This is a genomic window from Microcoleus sp. T2B6 (genome assembly GCF_036700475.1).
Lineage (GTDB): Bacteria > Cyanobacteriota > Cyanobacteriia > Cyanobacteriales > Microcoleaceae > Microcoleus.
On record NZ_JAUBOZ010000042.1, the window covers coordinates 17720 to 44204 of the forward strand.

Genomic DNA, 26485 nt, shown 5'->3' on the forward strand with positions numbered 1-26485 from the left:
CAAGAAAAAGTATCTATATTACCATAAAAAAGGTTAAGTATACTACAAAAAATGCCGATTTACCCTAATAATCTTTGTTGTGGAACAGGCATCTTGCCTGTTCATGATATTAGTCCAATAAGTAGATTAAAAATAAATCAATAATAAATATGGATTTTCCGATCGCCCGACAACTCTTTTATCGAGAAATAAATCAGCCCGATGGCTCGATCGACCTGGCGAAAGCTGCTCTTTACATGGCTTTGGAAGAATACCCAAATTTAGAGCCAGAGGAGTATCTCAACGCTCTCGACACGATCGCCGATGAAGTGCGCGATCGCCTGCCGGCACAGAATTATCCGCTGCGGATAATTCAAACTATTAACGGCTATTTATACGGGGAGTTGCAGTTTGCGGGCAATGATGTTGATTATTACGACCCCCGCAATAGCTTTTTGAATGAAGTGATCGATCGGCGTACTGGCATTCCCATCTCTTTATCTTTGGTTTATTTGGAGGTTGCTAAGCGCATTGATTTTCCGATGGTGGGAATTGGGATGCCAGGACATTTTTTAATTAGACCGGATTTTGAAGATGCTGGTATTTTTGTTGATGCGTTTAACGGCGGCGAAATCTTGTTTCCTGAAGATTGTCAAGCCCGACTTTCTCAAATTTACGGGCAACCTATGGAGTTGCAGCCGACTTTTCTCGCCCCGGTAAGTCGCCGACATTTGTTGGGGCGAATGCTGGGAAATCTCAAGGCGATTTACTTGCAACAGGGAGATGCTGTGAGGGTACTCTGGGCGATCGAAAGGATTTTGCTGCTGTTTCCCGAGGCGCTGGGGGAACGGCGCGATCGCGGAATTCTCTATTATCAACTGGGACGCTTGGTCGAAGCGCGCCACGATTTGGAACTATACCTGAGAAATGCTCCGAATGCTCCTGATGCTGCTAGAATTCGCCAATTGGTCGATCGGCTCGATCGGGATCTGTGAACGTGAACAAACCTGACGGTCAACTGAGTACAGTTAGACTGCAGGCTTCTTTTTCCTTTTTTTTCTCATGCTTTTTATAGTGAGGTAGTTCCACCCCCACTTGCTAATATAGTATCAGAGTATTTCCCGATCATGAAGGGGTATAAAAGAATAATTGTCGGTTTCCGTCCCTACACCCGACGAGCCTTTCATCACGCGGGCGTAATTTATTCGGGCTACGGGGCTCCGCGCTCAGATTAATCCCCTCTAAATATACGCCCGGGACTTCCCGGCTGGTAGTTAAATTTGGTATATGTCGCACAGCACACTATAAGACATAAAAGTGAGACTCAATAAACTGCTGACCGACGACCAAATTTCGCTTTTATAATTTTTGCAAAGGTATCTAAAATTGTCAAACAGCTAATTATAACATATTAATTCTCAATTAATACCTATCTTTTGATAGGTTAAATTTGCTTGACATGACTGTAAAATCATAGGTCATTTACCGAACTTCCGAGTCCACTTTCCCGACTGATACCCGCACTGATACCTGCACTGATACCCGCAATGACGAGCGATCGAAAAAGTATTTTGACGTAAAGAGGCACAAACTCATGAACTTTCAGTTTCAACAAGGTTATCTCAACGGAATGCAACCGCTGTCAGCCAATTTAACCAAAAGAATGTCAAAGTCTTTATCATTTGGTTTGGCGCTTTTGTTGGGAACAAGTGCAGTATTCCTAAGCAGCGGCAAAGCCTTGGCATTAGATAATGTCACCGTAAAATACGGTGCTGTTGACGTAACATTACCGATGAGCGACTTACAAAGCTTTGCACAAACCGGCAAACCATCATCTCAACTGCAAAGCGTTCTGAGTCTTGCGAAACAAACTCCCGAGTCGGTGCGCCAAATATTAACGCAAGAAGTCCCTTTAGATTCCCAATTAGTAGCGGGGCTGGCAAATACTTATTTTGGGGAAATTGTTTTCAAACAATTGGGGGAGGTTGCTTATACGCCGGCCACTCGTCTTCAAAGCGCGCCCGCACTGCGCGATGCTTTAGTCGCAGCTTCCAAAGATGGCAAAATATCGCTGATTGAAGTGATGCAAAATTACGGCCCTGCGGCCTTAGAAGTTGACGGGAATCAAGCTATGGCTATTTACCAACGAGTGATTAAAGACTTGCAAAATTTGCAAGCTATGTATCAGAATTCCCCTGCTTTGCAAAATACCGCCGGCCAAGCGGTGAATTCGGCCCGACAAATGATTTGTCAGCCCAGTCCATCAGGAAGTGCGAAATAAATAACTGAAGTTGGAGGGAATTGGGAATTGGGAATTGGGAATTGGGAATTGGGAATTGGGAATTGGGAATTGGTGCTTTTTTTCCTATTAGCTCTAGCTTTCAGCTATTACCAATTACTCATGACCAATTACCAATTATTCGGCTACGCGAGGGTAATAGTTTCCCAGGGAGCATCTCATATTTGCAAAAACACTTCTTTCTTCTTCCTTCTGACTCTTTTCTCCTGGCTCCTGACTCCTGACTCCTAATTCCAATTTCGAGCTTTGCTGCTTTCATTGAGATGCTCCCGTTTCCCATTACCCATTATCCATTACCCCTTACCCATTCTTTGAGATAGTTGCTCGGCTACCCGCTTGAGTCGGCGGAGTTGGTCTTTCATATCTTTTTCCGTCCAAGGGGCGGCAAAGCGATTGAAACCAAATCTAATTAAACGATTGGGAATTTGAAATTCAAAGCGGTTAATCAAGAGAGTTCCTTGGATTTGCGGCTGGCATTCCCAACGATCGCATCCTTTGAAAAATCCGTCAAACCCCCAAACAATTAAACCTGGTTGTCGCTCCAACACAACACTCTCTAAAGAGGGTTGCAAAACAGGAATTTTTATGATAAACAAGCTGCGACTTCCTACGGCAGTATCCCATTCGCCCTGGGGATCGCAGCGTAGCAAGGGATTGAGCCACTTGTGCATTAAAGTGCGATCGACTATACAGCGCTCCACCAGAGTAGCAGCCGCCTGAATTTCAATGGATTGCTCGAAAACTTGACGAATTGACATGAGAACCTGCAACAACGAGGGTATTACAAAACTTTGCTTACTTTAATAGTCCTTTATTTACTTGTAACGTCAATTTTTCCATAAATTAAAAGATTGACACACTCATAAATACAGTGTATCATCTTCAAATAAAGTATATATACTGATTATGGAGTTAGTCGAAAGGCACATCATTAAACCAAATCATAGGTTTTATCGAGAAGCCGAGAGACTGTCTTTGCTGTGCAAAAATCTTTACAATAGCGCTAACTACATCTACCGTCAAAACTTTTTCGCCAGCCAACAAACAAATGCTCTGGCTGTTTATCTCGCGCTCAAAACAAGTCCTGATTACAAAGCACTGCCCGCAAAGGTAGCACAAAGCACGATCAGCTTAGTCCTCAAAGCATGGACTAGCTATTATCTGGCGGTGCGAAACTATCAGGAATACCCAACTAAATTTAAAGCCGCCCCGAAAATCCCTCATTACAAAGGTTCAAGAGAGCGAAAAAGAGAGGACGGGCGCTATGTAGTTGTATTTAATTGTCAAGCTGTCAGCAAAAGAGCCTTAAAAAAAGGATATGCTCGTCCCTCTGGGACTAATATTTGGTTGCCCTCAAAAGTCAGCTCGATTCTGGAAATCCGGATTGTTCCCAAAGTAGGTTGTTATGTTGTCGAGGTGGTCTATGAAAAGTTAGAACAGCCTTTACAAGTTAATCAGAGAGCAGCAGCCATAGATTTAGGATTAAACAATCTGGCAACATTAACTTACAATGTTCCTGGGTTAGTACCGACAATCTTCGATGGACGGGCTGTTAAGTCAACCAACCAATACTGCAATCAAGTTTCATCGGCATTGAAATCATTGCTGCCCGTAGCGCCAAAAAACAGTAAAAAAGTTGCCCCATTGTGGCACAAGCCTAACTGTAAAGTGGATTACTACCTCCACACGACGAGTTCCGCAATTATTAAAGAACTCGTTAATCATCAAAGGGGCTTGCTAGCGATAGGCTGGAACCATGATTTTCAAGATGGGATTAATACTGGTAAGGTTAATAATCAAAATTTTGCCTGTATTCCCCATCGCCGATTCGTGCAAATGTTGCAGTACAAAGGACAACTTGCGGGAATTAAAGTTGTGTTAGTTGAGGAGAGTTACACATCCAAATGTTCAGCTTGGGATTTGGAACCAATTCAACAACATTCCGACTACATTGGCAGTAGGGTAAAAAGAGGATTGTTCAGAACCCAAACTGGACTCTTCATAAATGCCGATGTCAAGGGTTCTTTGAATATTGGCACAAAAGCAGTCGGAGATGGGTTGATCCCAAATTCGATAGAGGGTTTTGTAGTTAACCCAGTACGATTAAAAGTGTACAAACATTAAATTTAGGCGATGTCTAGATTTTTTGGAACTATTATTAAAGTTTCGTCTTCTCCTTGTCAAATGTGACGTTAACCTGAGAAAAAAATGAATGAAACTTGGCAAGAAATAACTCAACCGATATCGGGCCCCATAGCGGCTTTGTCCGATCGCCTTTTGGCACAGGCCCAGCCCGCAAATCCGCTGGCACAGGCCGAACGCGGAATTAACAATCTCTTTCAGGGCTCAAACATTGAAAATCTCCTCTGGGCCGTCGGTATCCTGCTAGTTGGCTTGATAGTATCAGCCGTCGTCTCATCTATAGTCGGGGGATTGCTCAAGAAGACGACGATCGACAATCGGCTGGCGGCTTGGATTACCGGCCGCCCGGAAGGAGCTGAAACCCCGCAAGTGGAAAAATGGATTTCCACAGCGGTGTTCTGGATCATTTTTATCTTTTTCCTAATTGCCTTTTTCGATCGCCTGAATCTAACGGCTGTCTCGCAACCGCTCAATACTTTTCTCAATCAAATTACCGGTTTCTTGCCGAAGTTAGCCGGCGCGCTAATTTGGTTGGGGATTGCTTGGGTGTTGGCGACAGTCGCCAAAATGGCCGTATCGCGCGTGATGCGGACTTTTAGCGTAGACGAGCGCTTGAATCAGGAGGTGGGCGCAGCGCCCACTGAGCGCCCTTTGCTGCTGAGCGATACTGTGGCGAATGCGCTGTACTGGTTCATTTTTCTGCTGTTTTTGCCGCTGATTCTCGACTCACTGGAAATGCAGCAGGCTCTGCTGCCGGTTAATAATTTACTCAACCAAATTCTGGCGGCAATTCCGAAAATTCTGGAAGCTGTGCTGATTGGGTTTGTGGGCTGGCTACTGGCTATGGTGGTGCGGCGGATTGTCACGAATCTGTTGGCTGCTGCTGGGGCGGACGGTTTGGGCGCTCGGTTTGGAATTTCGCGGACTTCTGGCGGACAATCGCTGTCGTGGATTGCCGGGACGATCGTCTATGTTTTGATTTTGATTCCAACCGCGATCGCAGCTCTCAACGCTTTGGACATTCAAGCGATTTCGCAGCCGGCAATCGCGATGCTCAACGACATTTTGGGCGCGGTACCCAAAATCTTCACGGCAGCCCTGATTCTGGCGCTTGCTTACATTTTGGGGCGCTGGGTAGGCGATTTGGTTACTAATATCCTGACCGGAATTGGCTTTAACAATGTCTTTTCTTGGTTGGGAGTGCAGGCACCGAAACAGTCGCTGAGGCTACCGCCAAGTTCGATCGATCCGGAGGCAACGATTCTTCAGGAACCGGAACTTCCGGCCCGCACACCTTCTGAGTTTGTCGGTATTGTGGTGCAGGTGGGCATCATCCTGTTTGCTGTGGTGGCAGCTACCGACGTGCTGCAAATTCCCGCGCTGACGGCGATTGTTAGCGGTATTGTCCTGGTTGCAGGTCGGGTGCTCGCCGGTTTGGTGGTATTTGCGATCGGCTTGTATTTGGCGAATCTGGCGTTTAGTTTGATTGCCAGTTCTGGAACTCGTCAAGCGCGGCTTTTGGGCCAAGCGGCTCGGATTGCTATTATTGCCTTTGTTTCGGCCTTGGCGCTGCAACAGATGGGCATTGGCAGCGATATTGTGAATTTGGCTTTCGGGCTGCTGCTTGGGGCGATCGCAGTTGGTATTGCTCTAGCTTTTGGTTTGGGCGGGCGCGAGATTGCGGCCGACCAAATTCGCGAATTGTTAGCGTCGTTTAAACAAGATAAGACGCCGCGTTCGTAACTCTATAAAATGGCGTTTGTCAAGTACAAACGCCATTTTTTTATGATTAATTTCATTGTAAGGGTCGCGAACCAATCGCAAAGCCTTTGAATTTGAGGATACAGCTATAGCAATCCTCGCATCATTTGCATAATTATTGTAGGGGCAATCCCACGCCCGGTTGCCCGATAGATAGGGGGTAGGCACTCTTAGCACTACCCGTACAAATTTATCTGAATCATTTAGGATTGCTATAGCGCGTCGCGTGAGAACCCCGGTCTTTCCCGCAGGGTATGAAACGCAGTTGCAGCCTTTAGGCTGCGAGTAATCTGTGTTATAATCTAACAATGCGGAACAAGTAGGCGTATCAACTACGTGTTGAACCATTCCTAGAACGGTGAAATTCCGGGCAGTAAGACACCCTCAGCATTTTTGACCGAAGAACGAGCCCGCCGGGCCCCGGGCTTTAGACACGGGGATAAGTCGGTAGCGGTTTCAACCGCCTTCAGTTTTTGATATAATTCAAACAGCAAGTAAGAATAACCATCTACGCGAAGAATCATCAAGCGTGCGGAGAAATCCCGGCAACGGAGACATCCGCCTTTGATGCGGAATACTTAAAGGGCGAATAATGGCAGGGTGAGGAGCGTACCTATCTGGCTCGTGCGATGGACTCTGAAAGTAAGAAAAACTCTAAAAGTAAGCGCAATTGCAATATCTTTGATACGGGTATTGTTTTGAGCGTCTAGGGGGACTTTTGCCTGTCCCTTCCAAGTTTAGCTTGGAGAATCCCCAGGCTTCAGCCGTGGGGAGTGTCAAATCACCATAATCAGTGGTTTTTATTAGCCCGTTTGGAGCGAGCCTTTGGGAGGGTTGGGTAATTTTTGATTTTAGATTGACCAGCGCAAAAGTTGAGGTAGAGCAACTCAACCATTCTTAGGCCGCTTTTTGACAATTTTTTCAACTTTCAGGTCCATCAAATTAAGGAAGTATTTATTACGTTCAGATAAATTTAATTCAATCCTCACAAATCACTTTTCTGTAAAACTCCAAACACCATTCCAGTTATCAGGCACACCCTCCCTCATCAATTGCTCAATCCTCTCCAAATAAAGGAGAGCAGTTTTATCAGCAGGATGTACAGCAATCACCTTCTCAAAACTTTCTCTCGCAGATTCCAGCCGATCTTTGTGCCGATATAATTCCAATCCTTGTTCAAAATCCAGTTTGGTTTTCAACTTCAGTACCCTGACATCCTCATGTTCTGCATCCAGGACCTCATAAACCGCAATCGGCTCATTTCGTCCCTTCACAATCGCCCGGTCTAAAAAGCGCAATTGGTATTCATCGGCATTAGTTGAATCGTCTAGCACTTGCTGAGAAATCAGAAGAGAAACGCCGTAAAACTTTGTTAGCCCTTCCAACCGTGCCGTTAAATTAACATTGTCAGAAAAAGCATCACCCTGCATCCGGTTCTCTTCGCCGACCATGCCCAGCATCATGTGACCCACATGAATACCAATCCCAATCTTAATAGGTTGCTCACCTGCCTGAAGTCGCCCCTCGTTGAATTGCTCAACGACTCTAAACATAGCAACGCCCGCTGCCAAAGCATCATTGCCTCCATCTGGAAAAACAGCCATCATACCGTCCCCCAGAAACTTGACAATCAAACCATGATTGGTACGAATTTCTGGACTAACTTTCTGCAAATAAGTATTGACAAAAGCAAAATTTTCCTTGGGAGTCATTTTTTCAGACAGCGTAGTAAAGGAGCGAATGTCAGAAAACATCACCGCCATAACTTTGCTGACATGATCTCCTAATTGCACATCAGTAATGCTTTTCTTCCGCAGAAACCTCAGATAATCATGAGGAACAAAGCGACCATAAGCTGTCAGCAGCTCTTCCAAATTTTGATTTGCCCTGGTCAATTCCTTCTCTCGTGCTTTGACCGTATTGACCATCTGAGTAAAGACTCGTGCCAGTTGTCCTAGTTCGTCACTGCGTTTAGCAACCTCTGTTAGTGCATCCGGTTGAAAAGCATCTCGTTCCACCTCAGAAGCAGCACTTGTCACCTTACCAACTTGCTCAATATATGCTGCTTGACGTAAAATTTCAGCTTTGAAAAGTCCTTCAGCTTCCTGTCGCTTGAGGAAATTCAAATAGGCATTGGAGTGATAGCGGATGCGAGCGATCAGTTCCATGCGATCTGGCAGTTTCACTAGGTAGTCATTGGCGCCCAGTCCAAAGGCCTTAGCTTTGATAGTAGGGTCTTCTTTACTGGACAGCACAATTAGCGGAATATTACAGGTAAAACTGTCTTTGGATCGTAGAAATCGAACTAACAGCAAGCCATCCATTTGGGGCATAACCAGGTCTTGCAGTATGACAGTTGGCTGGCACTCCTCCGCAATGTCAAAAGCTTGAGTTGGATCGCTACAGTAGTGAAATACGATGTCCGGTTCGGAAGCCAACATTCGACGAATGGCTTCACTAATGATGGGTTGATCGTCAATTAATAAAACTGTTATTTGCTCGTGTATCAAAGTTGTCATAAGTGGTAAAAAGAATAAAGTCAGTATAGAGAGCCAGCTTTTAACTAATCCGTGTTTGACGTTTTATTAGATGTATTTACTTAATTAGCGGTTTAGTATGAGATTTTGGCGGAGGGTAGTGCCGATCGCATCTGGTGATAAAACCTCTACAGCAGCATTCAACTCTACCGCAGCTTTAGGCATTCCATATACCACACAACTGTCCTTATCTTGAGCAACCGTGTGCCAACCTTGAAGCTTCAATACGCTTAATCCCTCCGCCCCATCTCGACCCATTCCAGTTAGCAGAATCGCAGTTCCCTTGCGCGTCCAATGTTGAGCAACACTCTTGAAAAATACGTCAACTGATGGACGATAGGGATAATTAATCGGCTCTTTGGTGTAGCCGAGAGTCAAGTCCGGTTTTAAATACAAATGATCGTTAGTACCTGCCACTAAAATAGTTCCCTTTTCCAATCGATCGCCCGCAACCGCAATTCTTATGGGCAATACTGTTTGTTGTCTCAACCAATCAACCAATCCACTAGAAAACTGATCGTCTATGTGTTGGACGATCGCGATCGCTGCACCAAAACTAGCAGGTAGCTGCGAAAGGATGGTTGCTAATGCTTTCGGGCCACCTGTAGACGATCCAATCGCCACTAACGGGACAGTAGATACAGTAGATGAAAGTCCACTTTGTCGCTCCAATTCCAGCGACGAAGTGGACTTTTTTGCTTGTATCTTTGTTGAAGAAGGCTGTTTTAGCAGTTTGCGAATTGTGCCAACTTTAGCGAGTAGCGCGTTTGCTGTATTAACGCTGTCTGCTCCACTCAAAACGGGTGTATCAACTGCATCTAAAGCGCCGTGTCCCATCGCTTCATAAACTTTTGCAAGATTTTTATCAGCACTGGCTGTAACAATCAGAATGCGACAAGGAGAGTGTTTCATAATCTGACGGGTTGCTTCTACTCCATCCATGACAGGCATCAGTAAATCCATTAAGATTATGTCGGGCGTATCTTGAGCGCACTTAGCAACTGCTTCTGCTCCATCCCGTGCAGTCCAAATCACCTGGTAGTCAGAAACTGTCTGCAAAACCCGTCGGAGTGCAGCAGTTGCGATCGCCAAATCATTAACAATTGCAATTCTCATCAGCAAATCCCCCTAAATTAAACGTAAAACACGGATGAGTCAGTCGATTTTAGATTTTAGATTTTAGATTTTAGATTTACCCCACAGATAAATCAGGGATCTTGAACTTTGGTCTAAATTTTTTATCTTTCCACGACAGGAGTACGTGGCACGGTATCCGTTTTTGGGCTGGGTCAAAAGCTCGGTGTCTATGCCTTCTTCCTTCTGCCTTCTTCATTCTACTTATCAACGCCCAATTAAATTCACGACGGCATCAATCAGGGTGGCATCATGAAAACTACTTTTAGTTAGATAGTAATCTGCACCCGCTTCTAAGCCCTGAATCCGATCCTCCTCGCGATCGCGATAAGACACAATAATCACAGGAATGGAATACAAACGGGAATGGTTCTTCATTTGCTTCACCAGTTCAATCCCATTCATGCGTGGCATATCAATATCACTAATCACTAAATCGTAGTGGTTAGTCCGAACAGCATTCCATCCCTCCATCCCATTGACAGCAATATCCACGCTATAGCCGCGATTTTCTAGCAGCTTACGTTCCATTTCCCGCACCGTGATCGAGTCATCCACAACCAAAACTTTCTTGCGTTTGTCTTTAACGACATCCGTTACCTCGCCTCCCACCTTTGTTAATCGTCCGGCGTTGAGGATAGCATCGATCGATCGCACCAGATCCGATACATCAACAATTAGAATCGGCGAGCCATCTCCCATTATAGATGTGGCACTAATATCAGGTACTTTGCCCAAACGCGGATCGAGTGGTCGAACCACTAAATCGCGCTCACCTAAAAACTTGTCCACCACCAAACCATAGGGATTAGATTGATCGCTGATCACCACCACAGACAGCGAACCTGGATTAGAGGATGGTTCAGGTAATTCTAGAACTTGATGGGCAGCGATTAAACCAATATTTTGTTGATTCATCGTAAAGTATTGGCGATTTTCCACCTCCGAAATGTGCGATCGCTCCACAGTAACAATCTGATCGATGCGAGCCAGGGGCACCGCATACGGCTTGCCAGAAACTTCCACCAACAACGTGCGAACCACCGACAGCGTTAGCGGCAGTTGAAAGTGGAAACTCATTCCTTTGCCCGGTTGCGATATAGCACGCACCGTTCCGCCTACTTCCTGTGCCATACTTTTAGCAATATCCAGACCCACACCTCTTCCAGAGATTTCCGTTACCTGTTTAGCGGTGGAGAATCCAGGTAAAAACAGAAACTCCATCAATTCAGCATCCGTAAGCTGGGCTGCCATTTCCGAAGTTGCCAGGTTTTTGTTAATCACCTTTTGGCGCAACTGCTCTGGATTGATACCTCGCCCATCGTCGGAAATGGTAATTGCTAGCATTCCACCTCGATGAAATGCCTCCAGTCGAATCATACCCACCGCCGATTTTCCAACAGCAGTCCGTTCGTCTGGTAGTTCAATTCCGTGATCCGTTGCATTTCGCAAGATATGAGTCAGGGGAGCTTCCAGCTTTTTGAGAATGTCGCGATCGACCGGCGTTGCCTTACCTACAATTTCTAACCTAACTTGCTTATTCAACTTGCGTCCCAAGTCGCGGATCATGCGCGGAAAGCCTTGTACGCCATCCACAAAGGGACGCATATGCGAGGTAATGACTTCCCGGTAGAGGCGATCGGACAGATTAGCAGTCCGTTGGGCATATAGCTCCAGTTCCCCCAAGCGCTCGCCCAGAAAGTCTAGACACTCTTGTTCTTGGTTTCTTGCTGTTTCTAGATACTCCTTTCCTTCTGGCTGATAGGCACCGTGTTCAAGGCTATCCTGCAACTGTTCTAGCGTTCTGGAAATTTCGACCATCCGCCGTTTCAGGGACATCATGGAGTCTGCGTAGGGTTGCAGCCAGTTGGCTTCAATCAGTGACTCACCTGCGAGCCCCATAATTCGATTTAAGTTCTCAGCACTGACTCGCACTACGCGATCTTGAGTAGCCGCGTGTTCTGATTCTGAAGAGGAAGATTTACCCCGCTCTGGACTTTCCTGCACCATCACGTCTGATGGCGATGATTCAGCTTGATCGATCGCGATCGCGGTATATGAAGATGTGGACTGAATGCTAGATTGGTTGGAAATTTCTAGGGATGATTCGGAAACTGTAGAAGCGACTGAAACACGGGACTGAGAAACTATATTTTCCTCTTCTCCATCTCTAACTCTCGCGCGATCGAGTTTGGGTGCAGATTCTGGGGTCAAAATAGCAGTGATCGCCCCTCTTGTTATTTCAAATTCGGCATTATGTTCTGCTAACCAACTGGCTAATTCTACATCGCTTACTTGACCTATACCTTCGAGCAAATCCACACCTTGAAGCAGCACATCGACACAATCGGGATTCAGTACCACTGTCTTGTTCTGTGCTGCCACAAAACAGTCCTCCATCACATGAGCTATATTGACTAACGCATCGAGTCCAACAATGCGAGCAGCCCCCTTAATCGAGTGGGCTGCTCGCATTAATGTTTCCAATGCCTGCGTCGATTGAGAATTGCTTTCCAATGCCAGCAATCCCTCATTCAAGATAGCAACCTGTGCTTCTGCTTCCAGGCGAAATAAGTCCATCATGGAGTCATCGCCAGTCAGCGTCGCTGTTACATCTGGGGGTGCTGTAGGGGTTGTTTTTGTAGTATCCAGTGCCGCTGACACAACTGGGGGTGCTGTAGGCGTTGTTTTTGTAGTATCCGCTGCCACTGTTACATTTGGGGGTACTGTAGGCGTTGTTGTGATAGTTGGGTTGGAGGAAATGGCGATCGCCCTTTCTTCGTGTCCTCCGTTATCAGAAGGGATAAGTTCAGAAGGGACAACTAAAGTTGTCTTCGGTACAGACTCAGAAGATGTTGTCTCCTGACTAAATGAAGACACATCAGTACCCACTTCGTTCGCCTGAACTGAAGGAACAGCCATCATGTTAACTTCAGAGGACAAGACGATCGAAATAGCTTTTTGGGTCGTTGCCAAATCCCAGGAATGCTCCCTCATCCACCGCTCCTGCTCCTCCTCTGTCACTTTGCTCATACCCAAAAGTAAATCACCCGCATGAAGTAAGACATCAATTTGCTCATCACCTAGGGTAACGGTCTTGTTCTGAGCGGTAATCAAACACTCCTTAATGAGTTGTGCCAGATGGGAAATCGCCTCCATCTTTACAATTCGAGCAGTTCCCCATACCGAGTGGGCTGCCTGAATTGCTTGCCCAAGTTCGAGCATAGAGAATGGTTGCGTTTTGAGTATAGGAAGCACTTCCTTGAGGATGGTGACCTGAGTTTCAACTTCCTGACGAAATAGCTCCAACTTCGAGTGATCGCTCATAATCCGCTCCGTGTTCTGCTACAAAATTTTGTGATTGAGGGTGTAGAACAACAATTCAGAATCGAGATAATTGACTTGATTGCCATGCCAATGAATAATTCCCTGGGTGTAAGCCTCAGTGGCTTTAGTAATCACAATAGGGGCATCTCGTAATTCATTTAGGTGGAAGCGGTAAACTCCATGAACTTCATCAACCGGAAAGACCCACTTATCGTTTCCCTGCCCTGCCATTATCATTCGTTTGGCATTGGCGGATGTGACAGTGGAGGAAGTCTCCTTAGCCGATTCTAAATTCAACAAATGACTCAGGGAAGCACAAAGCAACGTTTCCCCGCGAATGTTCACCAGTCCCAAAAATAACTCGTTGCTGCGATGGGGCAGGGGTTGAATGACACAAGGAGGGGTCACTTCTTGCAGAATTCGGACTGGAAGAGCTAATCGCTCATTCCCAAGTCGAAAGATCATGACCGAAATAGCATCCGCTGTGTGGATGACTATTTCATCGCCTTCTACATCCTCGTGGTCTACGGGTGTTTCTGCCAGAATATTGAGCCACTCATCTAAGTAATTCAGTGGTGGTTCGCGTTCTAGCAAACTATCGCCAGCTTCTGCATAAACTGGGCATTCATAGCAATGTATCACAGTTGCTAGTTGACCGCATGAGCGATCGCCCATGACCCCAATTTGATTCCAGCAGTCATTCAGGGAGCTTTCTACAGTCAATGGTTCACTCCAAGGGTTAGTCATAACTAATTTGGTTGTTAAGTAAATCCACCTAATTAAACGTAATGTCGGGCTAAATGTCGGGCTAAAAAGTTTGCTGTATAAGCATTCTTCACCTCGATATTCTTCCTCATTCCTTCTATAGCGGTTCTCAAGCGTTGTGATGTATGGGGGCGAGTCCAATGCCTATGCCCCATGCCCGATGCCCCATGCCCCATGCCCGATGCCCCATGCCCGATGCCCCATGCCCGATGCCCCATGCCCGATGCCCCATGCCCCATGCCCCATGCCCGATGCCCCATGCCCCATGCCCCATGCCCCATGCCCAATGAGTACCTCATGTTACTGAGAAAGGCTATAGTTAACCATCTTTACCGATAAGTCTTAGACCGGGATATCTCTTTCCGTAATCCTTGGGCTGCATCATCCAGTTGTTCCAAGGCACTATTCGTTTCACGTAAAGCATCCACTGTTTGATGAGAAGCTTGACCGAGTTGCTCCATTGCCTCGCTAATTTGCTGCGCCCCCTCCGATTGGTCTTCAATGCTTTGACTGACTTGTTCAAATCGAGGTGGCAAACTCTGTACTTGAGTGATGACTTTCGCAACTTGGTCGCTAATCTTGCTGACTCGATCTACACTATTGTTCACCGAGTTGTTGAATTTATCCATTTCCATCACACCAACCGTAACCGCCGATTGCATATCTTTTACGATTTGCTCAATTTCGAGCGTAGCGACTGCCGTCTGATTGGCAAGTCGTCGAATTTCTCGCGCAACAACCGCAAAGCCCGCACCATATTCTCCCGCTTTTTCTGCTTCGATAGCTGCATTGAGTGACAGGAGGCTGGTTTGGTCTGAGACCTTTGTGATTGTAGTCACAACATTGCTGATGTTTCCGGCTTTTTTATTCATCACTCCTAGTTTGGAGGAGATAGAAGTCGTTGCCTCCGCCAGTTGCCTCATGACATTTTCCATCTCGGCGAGTTCATCCTGACTGTCGTTTGCAGAGATGGCGGTTGTTTGAGCCATCCCAGCAACTTGTTCCATTGTCTTTACCAAAGTTCTGGAGGTTGCAGCAATTTCCTGTGCAGTGGCGGTGACTTCATTGGTGGAAGCAAGTTGTTCAGCAACAGTGGCCTCTAATTCTTTACCAGATGCTGCAATTTGAGTTGCAGAGGTTGTAATTTGCACCACTGACTGTTGCAAGCTCTGAATCAGCGCATTACTGAGAAATCGGCCTAAAAGAATTGCTACCCCAGGGCCGATCAGCATAGCAATAATTGTCCAAAACTGTGATTGGCTAATAGCTTGAGTGGCATTTTTTTCGGCTATAGTAGCAGTGTCTTCATTAATTCTCAGTGCTTCTAGAATCGCTGCTGTTGCAGTATCAAAAGAGGCACGATTGGTCTTGGCACGATTGCGTAGCTGCTCGAAAACACCAAGGGCTTTTCGAGTATTGGCTATTTCTAGAGGATTAATTGGTCTCTGACCAATTAACTCCACCTCTCTGGCATAGGGATGCAGAATTCCTAAACTTTCAAATTGCTGGTTTAGTTTGAGAAAATCTTCATGATCGTTTTTCCATCTATCCCAGTTACTCTGAAGGTTTTTATAGTTTCTATTCTCTTCTTCCGTTCGAGGAGTGGCTTCATACTGCTTAAACCCTTCCTCGATTTGATTCCAAGCTTTTTTGATTCGCTCTAACTCAGCTTGTCGTTCCTGGGCAGTTAGTCCAGCAACCAATAAAGCTCGTTCTGACGATTCAATCTGGGTTTGCCCTTCGTTGACTTTCCACAATCCAACCAGGCTCGGCAAACTATTATTGCTTAATGTATCGATGTTACCACTTAAGCGCAACGTAGAGATTAAGCCCACTAGCCCTACGATAAGAACCAATGCTCCCATGAAATTGAAAGCGGTCTTAATGCGACCTTGTAAAGATTGATCTTTGAACACGTTATTCACCATAAATACTGCCTCATTGTTATCCGCATAATTGGGTATCTTGCTGTATCTTCTGAACTCGCTGCTTAAGAATTTCTGCACCCACAATATCGCCCCGATGTTCTTTCAAAAGAGATAGATGTATCAGGGCTTCGTAGCAGTTAGGATTAAGGTAAAGTGCTTTCTGAAAATATCGCTCAGCTTGAGCATTTTCAGTTTTTGCTTGATACAATGTACCCAGTAAAGTATAGGCTTCAACATTAGTAGAGTTGCCAGCCAAATATTCTTGGCAATGATTAATTGCCTTTTCTACTTGCCCGACATCCGCTAATTGTCTAGCCAGTTCCAGCCCCGAATGAGTTTTTGTGCTGCTGACTTTATCTGTTGATTGGATTGCTTTAGAAGGCAATTGAGAAGTAGACTGACGGGTAACGATCGCGGTAGATGAGGTATTGCCTGCTAGAGTTCGGGGCTGTTCTATCTGGGTTATGTGACTTTTGTTCAACGGTAAGCTTTGCTTTAATTCAGTAGATGCTGAAGTCTCTCTCAATGGCGACTGCAATTGAATGATATCAGATTTCCGGTACGCAAATGTAAAGGATTGTCGAATTGAAATAAAGGGATGGCTGGGAACTTTCCCGGTTTCAGCCGATCCGACGCAAAGTAATCCGTTTGGAAGTAACAAACGATCTAGGGTATTGAAGACTTGAGTACAGGCAGTGGGTTCCAAATAAATTAATAGATTACGACAGAAGATAATGTTATACTTGGTTTCGGCATCAGAAAACACATCTAAAAGGTTGCCCTGGCGAAACTTAACGATATTCCGAACGGGTGCAATGATTTCATAGCCGGCTACTGTTTGTTGAAAATAACGATCGCGCTCAATCCAGTCTTCGCCCCGAAATGAGTTTTTCCCATAAATGCCTCGCTGCGCTTTGGCGAGCGCCTGTTTGCTAATATCGATCGCATCAATGCTGAACCGATTTACAGACAAGCCAGCCTCCAGTAGCGCGATCGCCATTGAATAAGGTTCTTCGCCACTTGAGCATGGTACGCTTAACAGACGCAGTTTGGTCGAACCTGATTTGTTTAACCATTCAGAGCGGACGTAGTTGATCAGGAAATCAAAGGGTTTGCGATCGCGAAAAAACCAGGTTTCTGGAACTACAATTTTTTCAATGAGTTCTTCTAATTCTTGGCGTGAGGTTTGTAAAACTTTGAAATAGGTATCAAAATCGGGTAAACCACAAGCTGTTTGACGAGTTTGGACGGCTTTGGCAATTTTGTGAGAGCCGATGATATTAGCGGCAATTCCAATTTTTTGACTTAACAAGGTTTCAATTTTTGCTAGGCTCATCAGTATTGGGCGCTCCTGCTGCTAAATAAAGGTGTCGTGCATCAGTGAATAGTTGCTCCAGATGAATCCGCTGAATCATGCCGTTTTGATCTAGAATCATTCCGCCTAAGTAAGGTGCTACGTTCATGCGAGCATCGGAATTTACTAATTCAGTTTCTGGCTTATCCAATGTCTTGATTACCCGTTCCGCCATCAATCCCAGGTATTGCAGCCTATTATCATTAGTGGAAGAGCTGACCATAATAATCCGCGTACTCAATTTAAAGCCGCTTGGTTTTCCCTGAATCAGATGGCAAAGGTCAATAACAGGTGCTATTTTACCTCGGTAGTTAAATAATCCTGCGACATACTCCGGTACATGATTCATCTTCCTGAGAGGAACTCTAGGTATTACTTCTACCACGCGAGAACTCTCGATGGCATAGGAATCTTTTCCAATATAGAAGAGTAACATTAACATGGTAAGACCCCTTGCTTCCTCAAATAGTAGGTAAAAATACAGAAGTTTTGAAGTTAAAAATTACACATAAAACTGTTTAAAGTCGGCTAAGTTTTTGACTGTAGTCGGGAGCATATCACTTGTGCAGCCCAGCTAGAAATTGGAGTTTGGAGACACGAGACAGGAGGCAAGAGTCAGAAAGAAGGAGCACGAAGAAGTGTTTTTACAAATATGAGATGCTCCTTGTAGTACCCAATATAGTCAATATTAATTGTTACACTCATTCCCTAGGAATGTCAAGGATATTCTGGACATTTTGACCACAAATAATGGTGAGCTCGTTCTCAACACCTGTCTTTTCAATTATACTACTTATGTAATGCTCCAACTTGAAGAATGTAATCAATGCTTCAAGTGGTGTATCTTCGGCGGTAGGAGTCCTTGAATCAATCTCTTGAATCGTTGTCGGATTTAAATATTGAAAGACCTGATAAGTCAGAACTTCAATTGCATCTGCTGGCAAATGTTCAATCTCACGGGCATATCGAGTCAGCCGTGACTTGGCAAAGCTGATTTGGAAGCGAGCACGCCTCAGAAGGCGCTGCCGGATATTCTCATAAAGTTCTGGATTTTCCGAAGCCAAAGTTTTATGATTTAATAAGATGGGAATGACATCGGGATTTTCTTCTAAGAACAAAAGACTACCTTCTCGCTCATAGGCGGCTACTCCTTCCATTCCCAATGCTCCAATATCTGCTAAGGCAATAATTATCGCTAGAGGTGATAGAGGTTTGCTGGAGTCATAAAGAGCAGGTTGATAAATCGCTTGCTCGGATGGTTCGTATATGCAAATGGTGGCTTCGATGGCGTCTTGAATAATCAATAAGTCTGCATCCGAGAACCGTGCAAGACTATTCAGATTTTGTTCGCATTGCTGTTGATTTAGGATGTTAATGTATTCAAACAACTTTTCAATTGTTGCTGCCTCACTTACACCCATCTCACGTCGTCTGGACTTGTGAGGTTGGGTTTCAGGAACAAAAAGTTGCAGCATATCATGGGCAGTTGCACAAATATCTAGTAGAAGTTGCATTCGTGCCATATAATCTGGCGTAGCATTGTCTTTTAGGGAGGTTTCCCAATAAGGACGAATTGCTTGAAAAATAATGTTCGCTCGGTGCTGTACGTTATTAATATGCTCGCGAGTATGATAGTAAAGCTGCTTTTGAGCAATTTCTCGATCGAACTCCTCAAGAGCAAAGTTTTTGAGTCGAGCAATCGCCGACGCAAACGTAGTGGGAATCCGTTCTAAGTTTTCCTCAGAGTGGTCTTGCGATTGGAAATTTGGATAATTTAACGAACTCATGTCAGGTCAACTCAGAACTACGTTGGCAAAAAGTATTTTCTTAGCAGCTACTCATCTCTATAAACTTGTAAACAAGAACAGGGTGTAACAAATTATATCGATTTCGGCCAGTGCTGTCTGATTCAGGGGTAATAAACTATTCTTGGGTGCTTTAACTTTTCCCATCTCAATAATAATTAAAAATATTTATAAATGAGTAATTGTAGAAATTTTTTTGTTTATGGATAATTTATGAGTTCAGCAATTATGGAACTTACGAGCGATTAACAGATGATGGGTTAACCCAGTGGCATCCGGCATTCTTGCATTTAGGTAAGAGTTTAGAGGAGTGCGCCCAGAAGTATTGGGGTTTCTGCCAGAGATACAAGGGGAAAGGGAAAACAGCGAATAAAAAGTCTCGCTGGGGAAACAAGTTACTCGCTGGTTTTTCCTTTTCTCTGCCTCAGTACCAGATATCCGAAGAATCTTCAAATGCGGCAGTTGTAGAGCAGTTTATCGAGGCGAATCAAGCGTTTGATGGGGGAACAAGGGCGATTGGTGTCAAAAATCCTAACCGATCTGTGTTATGATTCTGGAGGTGATGGGGACGTTTGCTTCCTCCCCTCACTCACCTAACGTCTCCCGCTTCCCTTCTGCTGGGAAGTTCTTAACCCTCCCCCCGCTACCAACTCCAACGCCTCCTCGGAAAGTTCCCCGCCTTCCCCCACATCCTTCGCTGCTGCTTTTTCCTTCATAATTTCATAGGTTTCGGCGGCTTCTTCGGCAGTGAAGTAGTAGCCATACTTTGTTCCCACTTCTACAACGGAGTGAGCAGCATCCATCAGCATGGATTCATCTTCTTTGCCTTCAATAGCTTTGAGGAAGTCTTGTTGCAAAGCAGTATCAGCGTTGATTTTGGCGAAAAATTCTGTACAAGATTGTTTGGTCATTTGAGTTCTACCTTATGTGTAATGTGTGGACTCGCGGATGGATGATTGTTGATACTGCCGCTACAAAAATTCCTTCCATCCCTTAAGCTAGTGGCGGCAAAAATAAAGAGGAATCCGCCCAGAAGTATCGGGGTTTCTGCCAGAAATACAAGGGAAATGGGAAGCCTGCGAATAAAAAGTCTCGGTGGGGAAACAACTTACTCGCTGGTTTTTCCCTTTCTCTGCCTGGCGTACCAGATATCCGAAGAATCTTCACAGGTGGCAGTTGAGGGAGCAGTTTATCCAGGCGAATCAAGCGTTTTATGGGCGAACAAGCGTGGTTGGTGTCACCACCCATTCCCGTAAGTGCGCGAGGACGAGGACGCGGACGACACACTATTATTTGTGTATATACTTGTGTATGATGTACCTTTGAGTACATATGTACTTGTGTCTGTACTTGTGTATGCTCTTGTGTATGTACTTGTGTATCCTGATGCTGATGCTCTATAATCATAATAATAAGCATCATAATAATTACCTCCCGCCACCATCTCCAACGCCTCTTCCGAAAGTTCCCCGCCTTCCCCTTCCATCGCAGCAGCTTCCTTGTTTTCTTTATATCTTTGTGCCACTTCTTCGGCAGTGAAGTCATAGCCATACTTTGTTCCCACTTCTGCAACGGAGTGAGCAGCATCCATCAGCATGGATTCATCCTCTTTGCCTTCAATAGCTTTGAGGAAGTCTTGTTGCAAAGCAGCATCGGTATTGACTTTGGCGAAAAATTCTGTACAAGCTTGTTTGGTCATTTGAGTTCTACCTTATGTGTTGCGTAATGTGTGGACTCGCGGATGGATGATAGTTGATACTGCCCTGACCAAAATCCCTCCCATCCCTTCGATGATTTTTTGAAGAAGCGGGACTTGTCTTATGTCTTTATGTCTTAAGAGGGATGACTATTTCTAGAATAGTCGGTTGACAGTCTTAAGTCAAGCAAAGGGAGAATATTTTTTCGGAACTTTAAGAAAATTTGATATTTGTAGCTGTTTTGTTAAGATTTGATGAAATCAAAAAATTTGACCTTGCTCACAAGTTCTTTCTATCCGCCACAGATTCCCCGATCGCGTGAAGCGATCGCCCACCTCGTTAATGGCCACTTCTAATCAACCGCGCTGGTGCCCTCAATTTCATTGGGTGCAATTAGGAAAACATCTTTTTTGTTTTAATGAGAGTAGAAATTCTGATGGCATTTAATTTATAGTTTAAGATAAATTTTACAAGAGTCTTGACCCATGCCCCGCAGACCTCGCCATCTCCAACCTGGATATTGCTACCACATCACTATTCGTTGCAATAACCGAGAATTTAACCTGGCCCAACGGCAATGTCGGGAACTGTTGCTCGCTTTGCATCAAGAAGGCAATCGATAAATATGGGTTTAAGCTTTATGCCTTGTGCATTATGAGCAACCACGTTCACTATCTTATCGAACCTGCACAGCCGGAAGATTTACCCAAAATCATGCACTTTCTCAACTGGTATGCGGCAATGTGCTTTAACCGAATCCTCAAGCGCACAGGACATTTTTGGGAAAAGAGATATTATAGTGACGGATTTCCCACAGGAGATTTAGAACGAGGATTAAATACTTTGCGCTACATTCACGCTAATCCGAAAGCAGCAAAAATGCGGCAGGGTTTTTTCTACGAGTTCAGCAATTACGGGACTTACGAGTGTTTAACAGATGATGGTTTAACCCAGTGGCATCCAGCATTTTTGCAATTGGGTAAGAGTTTGGAGGAATGCGCCCAGAAGTATCGGGGTTTCTGCCAAAGGTATAAGGGGAAAGGGAAACCAGCAAATCAAAAGTCTCAATGGGGAAACAAATTACTTGCTGGTATTTCCCGTTCAAGGAAGTACCAGATATAAAAAGCCCGGCTGAACAGGCAGTTGTGGAGCAGTTTATCCAGGCGAATCAAGGGTTTGATGAGCGAGCAAGGACGATAGGTTTACGATAATAACGATACGACGACGCGACCACCGACCGACCGACCGCCCTACCACCGCTGCCCCCCCCCTCCCGAACCGCTTCTCGTCACAGTCACATTCCCAACACGCTTCTCTACTATTCCATCCCAGTGTCTCCTCCCGCCCGCTACATTCTCCAAAGCCTCCTCCTCGATTTCTCCATCGTCTGCAGCGGCGATGATTTCTTGATGCTTTTGGGCAGCTTCCTGGGCGGTGAATTCATAGCCATGCTTTGCCCCCACTTCAACGAAGGCGGTAGCTGCTGCCGTATCCTCTTTGCCTTCTAAGGCTGCGTCTACTTCCTGTTGCAAAGCAGCATCGGTATTGACTTTGGCGAAAAATTCGGCACAAGCTTGTTTGGTCATTTGAGTTCTACCTTATGTGTTGCGTAATGTGTGGACTCGCGGATGGATGATAGTTGATACTGCCCTGACCAAAATCCCTCCCATCCCTTCGATGATTTTTTGAAGAAGCGGGACTTGTCTTATGTCTTTATGTCTTAAGAGGGATGACTATTTCTAGAATAGTCGGTTGACAGTCTTAAGTCAAGCAAAGGGAGAATATTTTTTCGGAACTTTAAGAAAATTTGATATTTGTAGCTGTTTTGTTAAGATTTGATGAAATCAAAAAATTTGACCTTGCTCACAAGTTCTTTCTATCCGCCACAGATTCCCCGATCGCGTGAAACGATCGCCCACCTCATTAATTGCCACTTTTAATCAACCGCGCTTGCACCTCCAGAGGCGATCGCCCTTGGAGGTGCTGGTACCCTCAATCTGGAGCCCTTCTTGAGTGTTTTGGGCCTAATCTGACCAGAGTGTTAACTTTTATTTATATGTGATCTGTCAATTTTTATTAAATCTTTATCAAAGAGGGCGGGTAAGAGGGCAAAAAGGGGGATATTATAAACAAACAGCAGATGTCAATCGGCCATTAGATAGATAGGTGAGTGCGGGTGCAGCCGATGACATACTCCCAAAGCCAGATGCCGAGAGACAACGCAAAGCCCTGACCAGTTTGAAGGTGGCTGGCGCGGTGACTCGGAGCGAACCCCTTTAAAAGGCATTTATTAGCGACTGGGAAGCGATCGCGCCCTGGTGTAAAAACCTACAGTCGCATTTGCCACCGAATTTCACCTCTCAAAATCCCAACAGCTTTTCGATTATGCGAGAGTGTTCTAAATAATGACTTACTTAATCGATTTCCATGCTTCTAAACAAGTAATTAAAAGCAACAGCTTTTTGCCGTTAGATGCACCGGATACGGTGTGGATGGTAAAGGATGGAGCAATGGCAGTGTTCGCGATCGCCACTACCAATGGTAGCCCACAGGGAGCGCGACGCTATCTGTTCGATATTGCACCAGGAGAGGTGCTGTTCGGTATCGCGACTGTATTTGAAGGTCAGTCTCACCAATTAATTGCCGTTGCTTACGAGGAAACCCATTTAGTATCGATCGCTCTAGTAGATTGGATAGGTCAGGTAATAGGCGATGGCAATGGCACGCGGGAGTTGCTTCTTCAGCCGTTACAACAGTGGAGCGATCGCTTAGCCGCAGTTATCCGAGAGGCGGATATTTCACTCAATGCTATTAAGGTAGAAGGGCTAGATACTTTAGAGTGGGTTAGTGAGTGTGTAGAGCAATTCCATGCAGACTTCTTACTGTCCCTGCACCAACTCGACCAAACAGAAACTCTAACGCGCTCCGAGCAATTTCGTTCGCGCCTGCGACTCAATCAAGAGGCGAGCGATCGAGCGATGGGCAATCTCACTGCTATTTTTCGCCGTAAAGAAGCAGAATTTTTTCAAGAAGGAACAGCTTTATTAATTGCGGCGGGGGCGGTGGGTAAAGCGATGGGGATTGAGATTCGTCCTCCGGCGCGATCGGAAGACCCCAAGCGCGTCAAAGACCCCCTTGAGGCGATCGTGCGCGCATCGCGAATTCGGACTCGCCGAATCATTTTGCGGGGTGCTTGGTGGCAGTTCGACTCTGGTGCAATTTTGGCGTATACGGCGCAGGATGAACGTCCGCTGGCGCTGCTTCCGGTAGCTGGCAATCATTACGAAATCTTCGATCCCGAACAAAAGCGGCGCATTCCGGTTAATGCAAAGACGGCTCAGATGATTTCGCCAGTCGCTTATGCCTTCTATCGACCTTTCCCGGAAAAGGTGCTGAAATCCATAGAAATTTTGAAGTTTGTTACTAAGGGTACGCTGCGGGATGGGGCAACAATTTTAATCCTGGGTGCAGTCATTGCAATATTGGGGATGGTAATTCCCCAGGCGACGGGGATTTTAATTGATACTGCCATTCCCAGTGCCGATCGCGGATTGATTTTTCAAATTGCTTTAGGGTTACTAGCCGTAAATTTTGGTAGCACGCTTTTAGACTTGGTGCAAAATGTCGCTACTTCTCGCGCTCAGACGCTTGCTGAAGTGCAAACGCAAGCTGCCACTTGGGATCGGCTCTTGAAGTTGCCCCCTCCTTTCTTTCGTAAGTACGCGCTCGGTGATTTGCAATCTCGCGTATCTGGCATCAACCAACTTAACCAAATTCTGACTGGCACTGTAATGCAGTCACTATTCGATAGTTTCTTTTCGCTATTGAATTTGGGTTTACTGCTTTCCTACAATTCTCAATTGGCATTGGTGGCGATCGCCGTAGCGGCGAGCAACATCGCAATTACACTGTTTTCTTTCTTTGTTTCCCGCCCAAAAATGATTCCCATGCAAGAAATGAGCGGAGAATTATCTGGGTTGACTGTGCAGTTAATCGGCGGGGTAACGAAGCTGCGAGTTTCAGGCGCGGAAGAAAGAGCCTTTGCCTATTGGTCGAAAAAGTTTGGGCAACAACTCAAGTTAATGCTCAGTACAGAAGCGATCGAAGATGGGGTAACGCTTTTCAACACGATGTTACCGACTGTCAGTTCAATAGCGGTTTATGCGATCGCAGTATCGCTAATTGTCCAAGCGCAATCCCAAGGACAGACGGGATTTTCTACGGGAACTTTCTTAGCGTTTAATGCAGCATTCGGTACTTTTGTGAGTGGGGTTACAGGTTTGAGCGGCACAATTATTAAACTGATGGAGGTTAATGTTATTTGGGATCGAGTTAAGCCAATTCTGGAAGCAAAACCGGAAGTTGACGATGACCAAACCGATCCAGGGCGGTTGAGGGGTGGAGTGAAGCTCGATCGCGTTAGCTTTCGCTATCGGGAAGATGGGCCATTAACGCTGGATAAAGTGACAATTGAAGCCAAGGCGGGAGAATTTATTGCTTTAGTTGGGCCATCAGGAAGCGGGAAATCAACAACCATTCGGTTACTGTTAGGTTTCGAGCAGCCGGAAGAAGGCACACTTTTTTACGATGGCCAGGATTTATCGGGATTAGATATTTGGGCAGTGCGGCGACAATTGGGTGTTGTTTTGCAAAACGGGCGGATTAATGGTGCTTCGATTTTTGAGAATATTTCCAGTGGTGCATTAGTCACAATGGATGAATGTTGGGAAGCTGCGAGAATGGCTGGTTTTGCTAAAGATATCGAAGAGATGCCGATGGGAATGCACACGGTAATTTCGGAAGGGGGAACGAATCTTTCGGGAGGACAGCGCCAGCGTTTGTTGATTTCTAGGGCGTTGGTTTTGAAACCGAGAATTCTGATTTTTGATGAAGCCACTAGCGCTTTGGATAATCGCACCCAAGCAATTGTCAGTGAAAGTTTGGAACAGTTAAAGGTGACAAGAATTGTCATTGCTCACCGTTTGAGTACGATTCGCAATGCCGATCGAATTTATGTGATTGCGGCGGGACAGGTTTTGCAGCAAGGTAACTTTGAAGAGTTGATAGCACAACCAGGAATGTTTGCTGATTTAATGTCGCGGCAAATGGCTTGAAAAGAAAAGGGGATGGGGAGAATTTACTCGCGAATAAAAGGTCATTAGGTAGCCTGTCTCTTTATGCAGGTAATTTTATTGTTTTTTCAAAAAAATAACTCAAAGTATCGGGGATTTCACGGAACAGGGGGAAAGAATATCAACGATCGGGTAGGACGCTCAGAATTAAAATTTAGTTTATCCAATCTTTACAAAAAATTTATATTATTCGGGTTGACATCTAAAAAAAATAAGATTAATCTTGAAAAAGAAAGATAAATTAAGTTTCTTGGAGACCTTCCAAAATGGCAATCGAAAACGTCGTTAAACTGCTGCAAGCTGCTCAAGAAAACCCCGAATTGGCTTCAAAGCTAGAAACCGTAACTAGCTCCGAGCAAGTTGTTGAAATTGGGGCAGGGGAAGGCTTGGAATTTACCACAGAAGAAGCAGAAGCATTCCGTCAAAAGCTAATTGCAATGACACAAAATGCAGAAAATGGTGAATTGTCGGAAGAGGAACTCGATGACGTAGCTGGCGGCTTTCTCAATAAGATTCTCAACTTCAGTGCCAATTCATATGACACAATGTCTCAATACACCAAGGGCGTCAGTGTTGGCTTTGGTCCTGTAAGTGTTGATGTATCGCAGATGCAACAAAACAGTGC

The 26485-nt window shown here is 45.2% G+C and carries 20 protein-coding genes; 7 read left to right on the forward strand and 13 right to left on the reverse strand.

Going from position 1 to position 26485, the window contains the following annotated elements; translation table 11 throughout:
• The first annotated feature begins 149 nt into the window (after positions 1–149).
• Both QUA00_RS18850 and QUA00_RS18855 read left to right on the forward strand, forming a co-directional pair.
• The gene (locus QUA00_RS18850; RefSeq protein WP_333410763.1) at positions 150–974 is read left to right on the forward strand and encodes a transglutaminase family protein; all 825 of its coding nucleotides are present in this window, start codon (positions 150–152) and stop codon (positions 972–974) included.
• Between the two features lie 599 nt (positions 975–1573).
• Positions 1574–2260, forward strand: a complete 687-nt coding sequence (locus tag QUA00_RS18855) for an alpha/beta hydrolase (RefSeq protein ID WP_333139167.1) — start codon at positions 1574–1576, stop codon at positions 2258–2260.
• Positions 2261–2571: 311 nt separating this feature from the next.
• On the opposite strand, the gene QUA00_RS18860 is transcribed toward QUA00_RS18855, so the two are convergent.
• Positions 2572–3036, reverse strand: a complete 465-nt coding sequence (locus QUA00_RS18860) for an SRPBCC family protein (RefSeq protein ID WP_333139165.1) — start codon at positions 3034–3036, stop codon at positions 2572–2574.
• Positions 3037–3184: 148 nt separating this feature from the next.
• On the opposite strand from QUA00_RS18860, the gene QUA00_RS18865 reads away from it, so the two are divergent.
• Together QUA00_RS18865 and QUA00_RS18870 are read left to right on the forward strand one after the other, a co-directional pair.
• The gene (locus tag QUA00_RS18865; protein ID WP_333410766.1) at positions 3185–4402 is read left to right on the forward strand and encodes a transposase; all 1218 of its coding nucleotides are present in this window, start codon (positions 3185–3187) and stop codon (positions 4400–4402) included.
• 84 nt (positions 4403–4486) lie between these two features.
• Positions 4487–6163, forward strand: a complete 1677-nt coding sequence (locus QUA00_RS18870) for a mechanosensitive ion channel (protein ID WP_333139161.1) — start codon at positions 4487–4489, stop codon at positions 6161–6163.
• 1010 nt (positions 6164–7173) lie between these two features.
• Here QUA00_RS18870 and QUA00_RS18875 read toward each other — a convergent pair.
• From QUA00_RS18875 to QUA00_RS18925, 11 genes are all read right to left on the reverse strand, one after another.
• A complete protein-coding gene (locus tag QUA00_RS18875) occupies positions 7174–8700 on the reverse strand; it encodes a response regulator (RefSeq protein WP_333410768.1) in 1527 nt (508 codons plus the stop codon).
• Positions 8701–8784: 84 nt separating this feature from the next.
• Positions 8785–9834 carry a chemotaxis response regulator protein-glutamate methylesterase gene (locus QUA00_RS18880; protein ID WP_333410769.1) on the reverse strand — a complete coding sequence of 350 codons (1050 nt, stop codon included), beginning with the start codon at positions 9832–9834 and terminating at the stop codon, positions 8785–8787.
• Between the two features lie 225 nt (positions 9835–10059).
• Entirely contained in the window at positions 10060–13179 is a 3120-nt protein-coding gene (locus QUA00_RS18885) for a hybrid sensor histidine kinase/response regulator (RefSeq protein WP_333410771.1), read from the reverse strand.
• An 18-nt stretch (positions 13180–13197) separates the two neighbouring features.
• Positions 13198–13926 (reverse strand): chemotaxis protein CheW, encoded by a 729-nt coding sequence (locus tag QUA00_RS18890; protein WP_333308833.1) that lies wholly within the window; start codon positions 13924–13926, stop codon positions 13198–13200.
• Positions 13927–13958: 32 nt separating this feature from the next.
• Complete coding sequence (locus QUA00_RS18895; protein ID WP_333410773.1) at positions 13959–14243, reverse strand: hypothetical protein; 285 nt, start codon at positions 14241–14243, stop codon at positions 13959–13961.
• Positions 14244–14273: 30 nt separating this feature from the next.
• Positions 14274–15872, reverse strand: coding sequence for a methyl-accepting chemotaxis protein (locus QUA00_RS18900; protein ID WP_333410775.1), 1599 nt, complete (start codon positions 15870–15872; stop codon positions 14274–14276).
• A gap of 16 nt (positions 15873–15888) precedes the next feature.
• Complete coding sequence (locus tag QUA00_RS18905; RefSeq protein ID WP_333410777.1) at positions 15889–17208, reverse strand: CheR family methyltransferase; 1320 nt, start codon at positions 17206–17208, stop codon at positions 15889–15891.
• Complete coding sequence (locus QUA00_RS18910; RefSeq protein ID WP_333139145.1) at positions 17189–17668, reverse strand: chemotaxis protein CheW; 480 nt, start codon at positions 17666–17668, stop codon at positions 17189–17191. The genes QUA00_RS18905 and QUA00_RS18910 overlap by 20 nt, the downstream gene beginning before the upstream one ends.
• 259 nt (positions 17669–17927) lie before the next feature.
• Positions 17928–19013 carry a hypothetical protein gene (locus QUA00_RS18915; protein ID WP_333410779.1) on the reverse strand — a complete coding sequence of 362 codons (1086 nt, stop codon included), beginning with the start codon at positions 19011–19013 and terminating at the stop codon, positions 17928–17930.
• 611 nt (positions 19014–19624) lie between these two features.
• Complete coding sequence (locus QUA00_RS18920; RefSeq protein ID WP_333410780.1) at positions 19625–19942, reverse strand: hypothetical protein; 318 nt, start codon at positions 19940–19942, stop codon at positions 19625–19627.
• 326 nt (positions 19943–20268) lie between these two features.
• Complete coding sequence (locus QUA00_RS18925; protein ID WP_333410781.1) at positions 20269–20730, reverse strand: Nif11-like leader peptide family natural product precursor; 462 nt, start codon at positions 20728–20730, stop codon at positions 20269–20271.
• A gap of 613 nt (positions 20731–21343) precedes the next feature.
• Here QUA00_RS18925 and QUA00_RS18930 point away from each other — a divergent pair.
• Entirely contained in the window at positions 21344–21850 is a 507-nt protein-coding gene (locus tag QUA00_RS18930) for a transposase (RefSeq protein WP_333410797.1), read from the forward strand.
• Positions 21851–21978: 128 nt separating this feature from the next.
• Here QUA00_RS18930 and QUA00_RS18935 read toward each other — a convergent pair whose 3' ends face one another.
• A complete protein-coding gene (locus tag QUA00_RS18935) occupies positions 21979–22314 on the reverse strand; it encodes a Nif11 family protein (RefSeq protein WP_333410782.1) in 336 nt (111 codons plus the stop codon).
• An 819-nt stretch (positions 22315–23133) separates the two neighbouring features.
• On the opposite strand from QUA00_RS18935, the gene QUA00_RS18940 reads away from it, so the two are divergent.
• Both QUA00_RS18940 and QUA00_RS18945 read left to right on the forward strand, forming a co-directional pair.
• Entirely contained in the window at positions 23134–25842 is a 2709-nt protein-coding gene (locus QUA00_RS18940; RefSeq protein WP_333410783.1) for an NHLP bacteriocin export ABC transporter permease/ATPase subunit, read from the forward strand.
• A gap of 284 nt (positions 25843–26126) precedes the next feature.
• Positions 26127–26485 (forward strand): Nif11-like leader peptide family natural product precursor (locus tag QUA00_RS18945; RefSeq protein WP_333410784.1); only part of this gene is annotated, 359 nt, incomplete at its 3' end.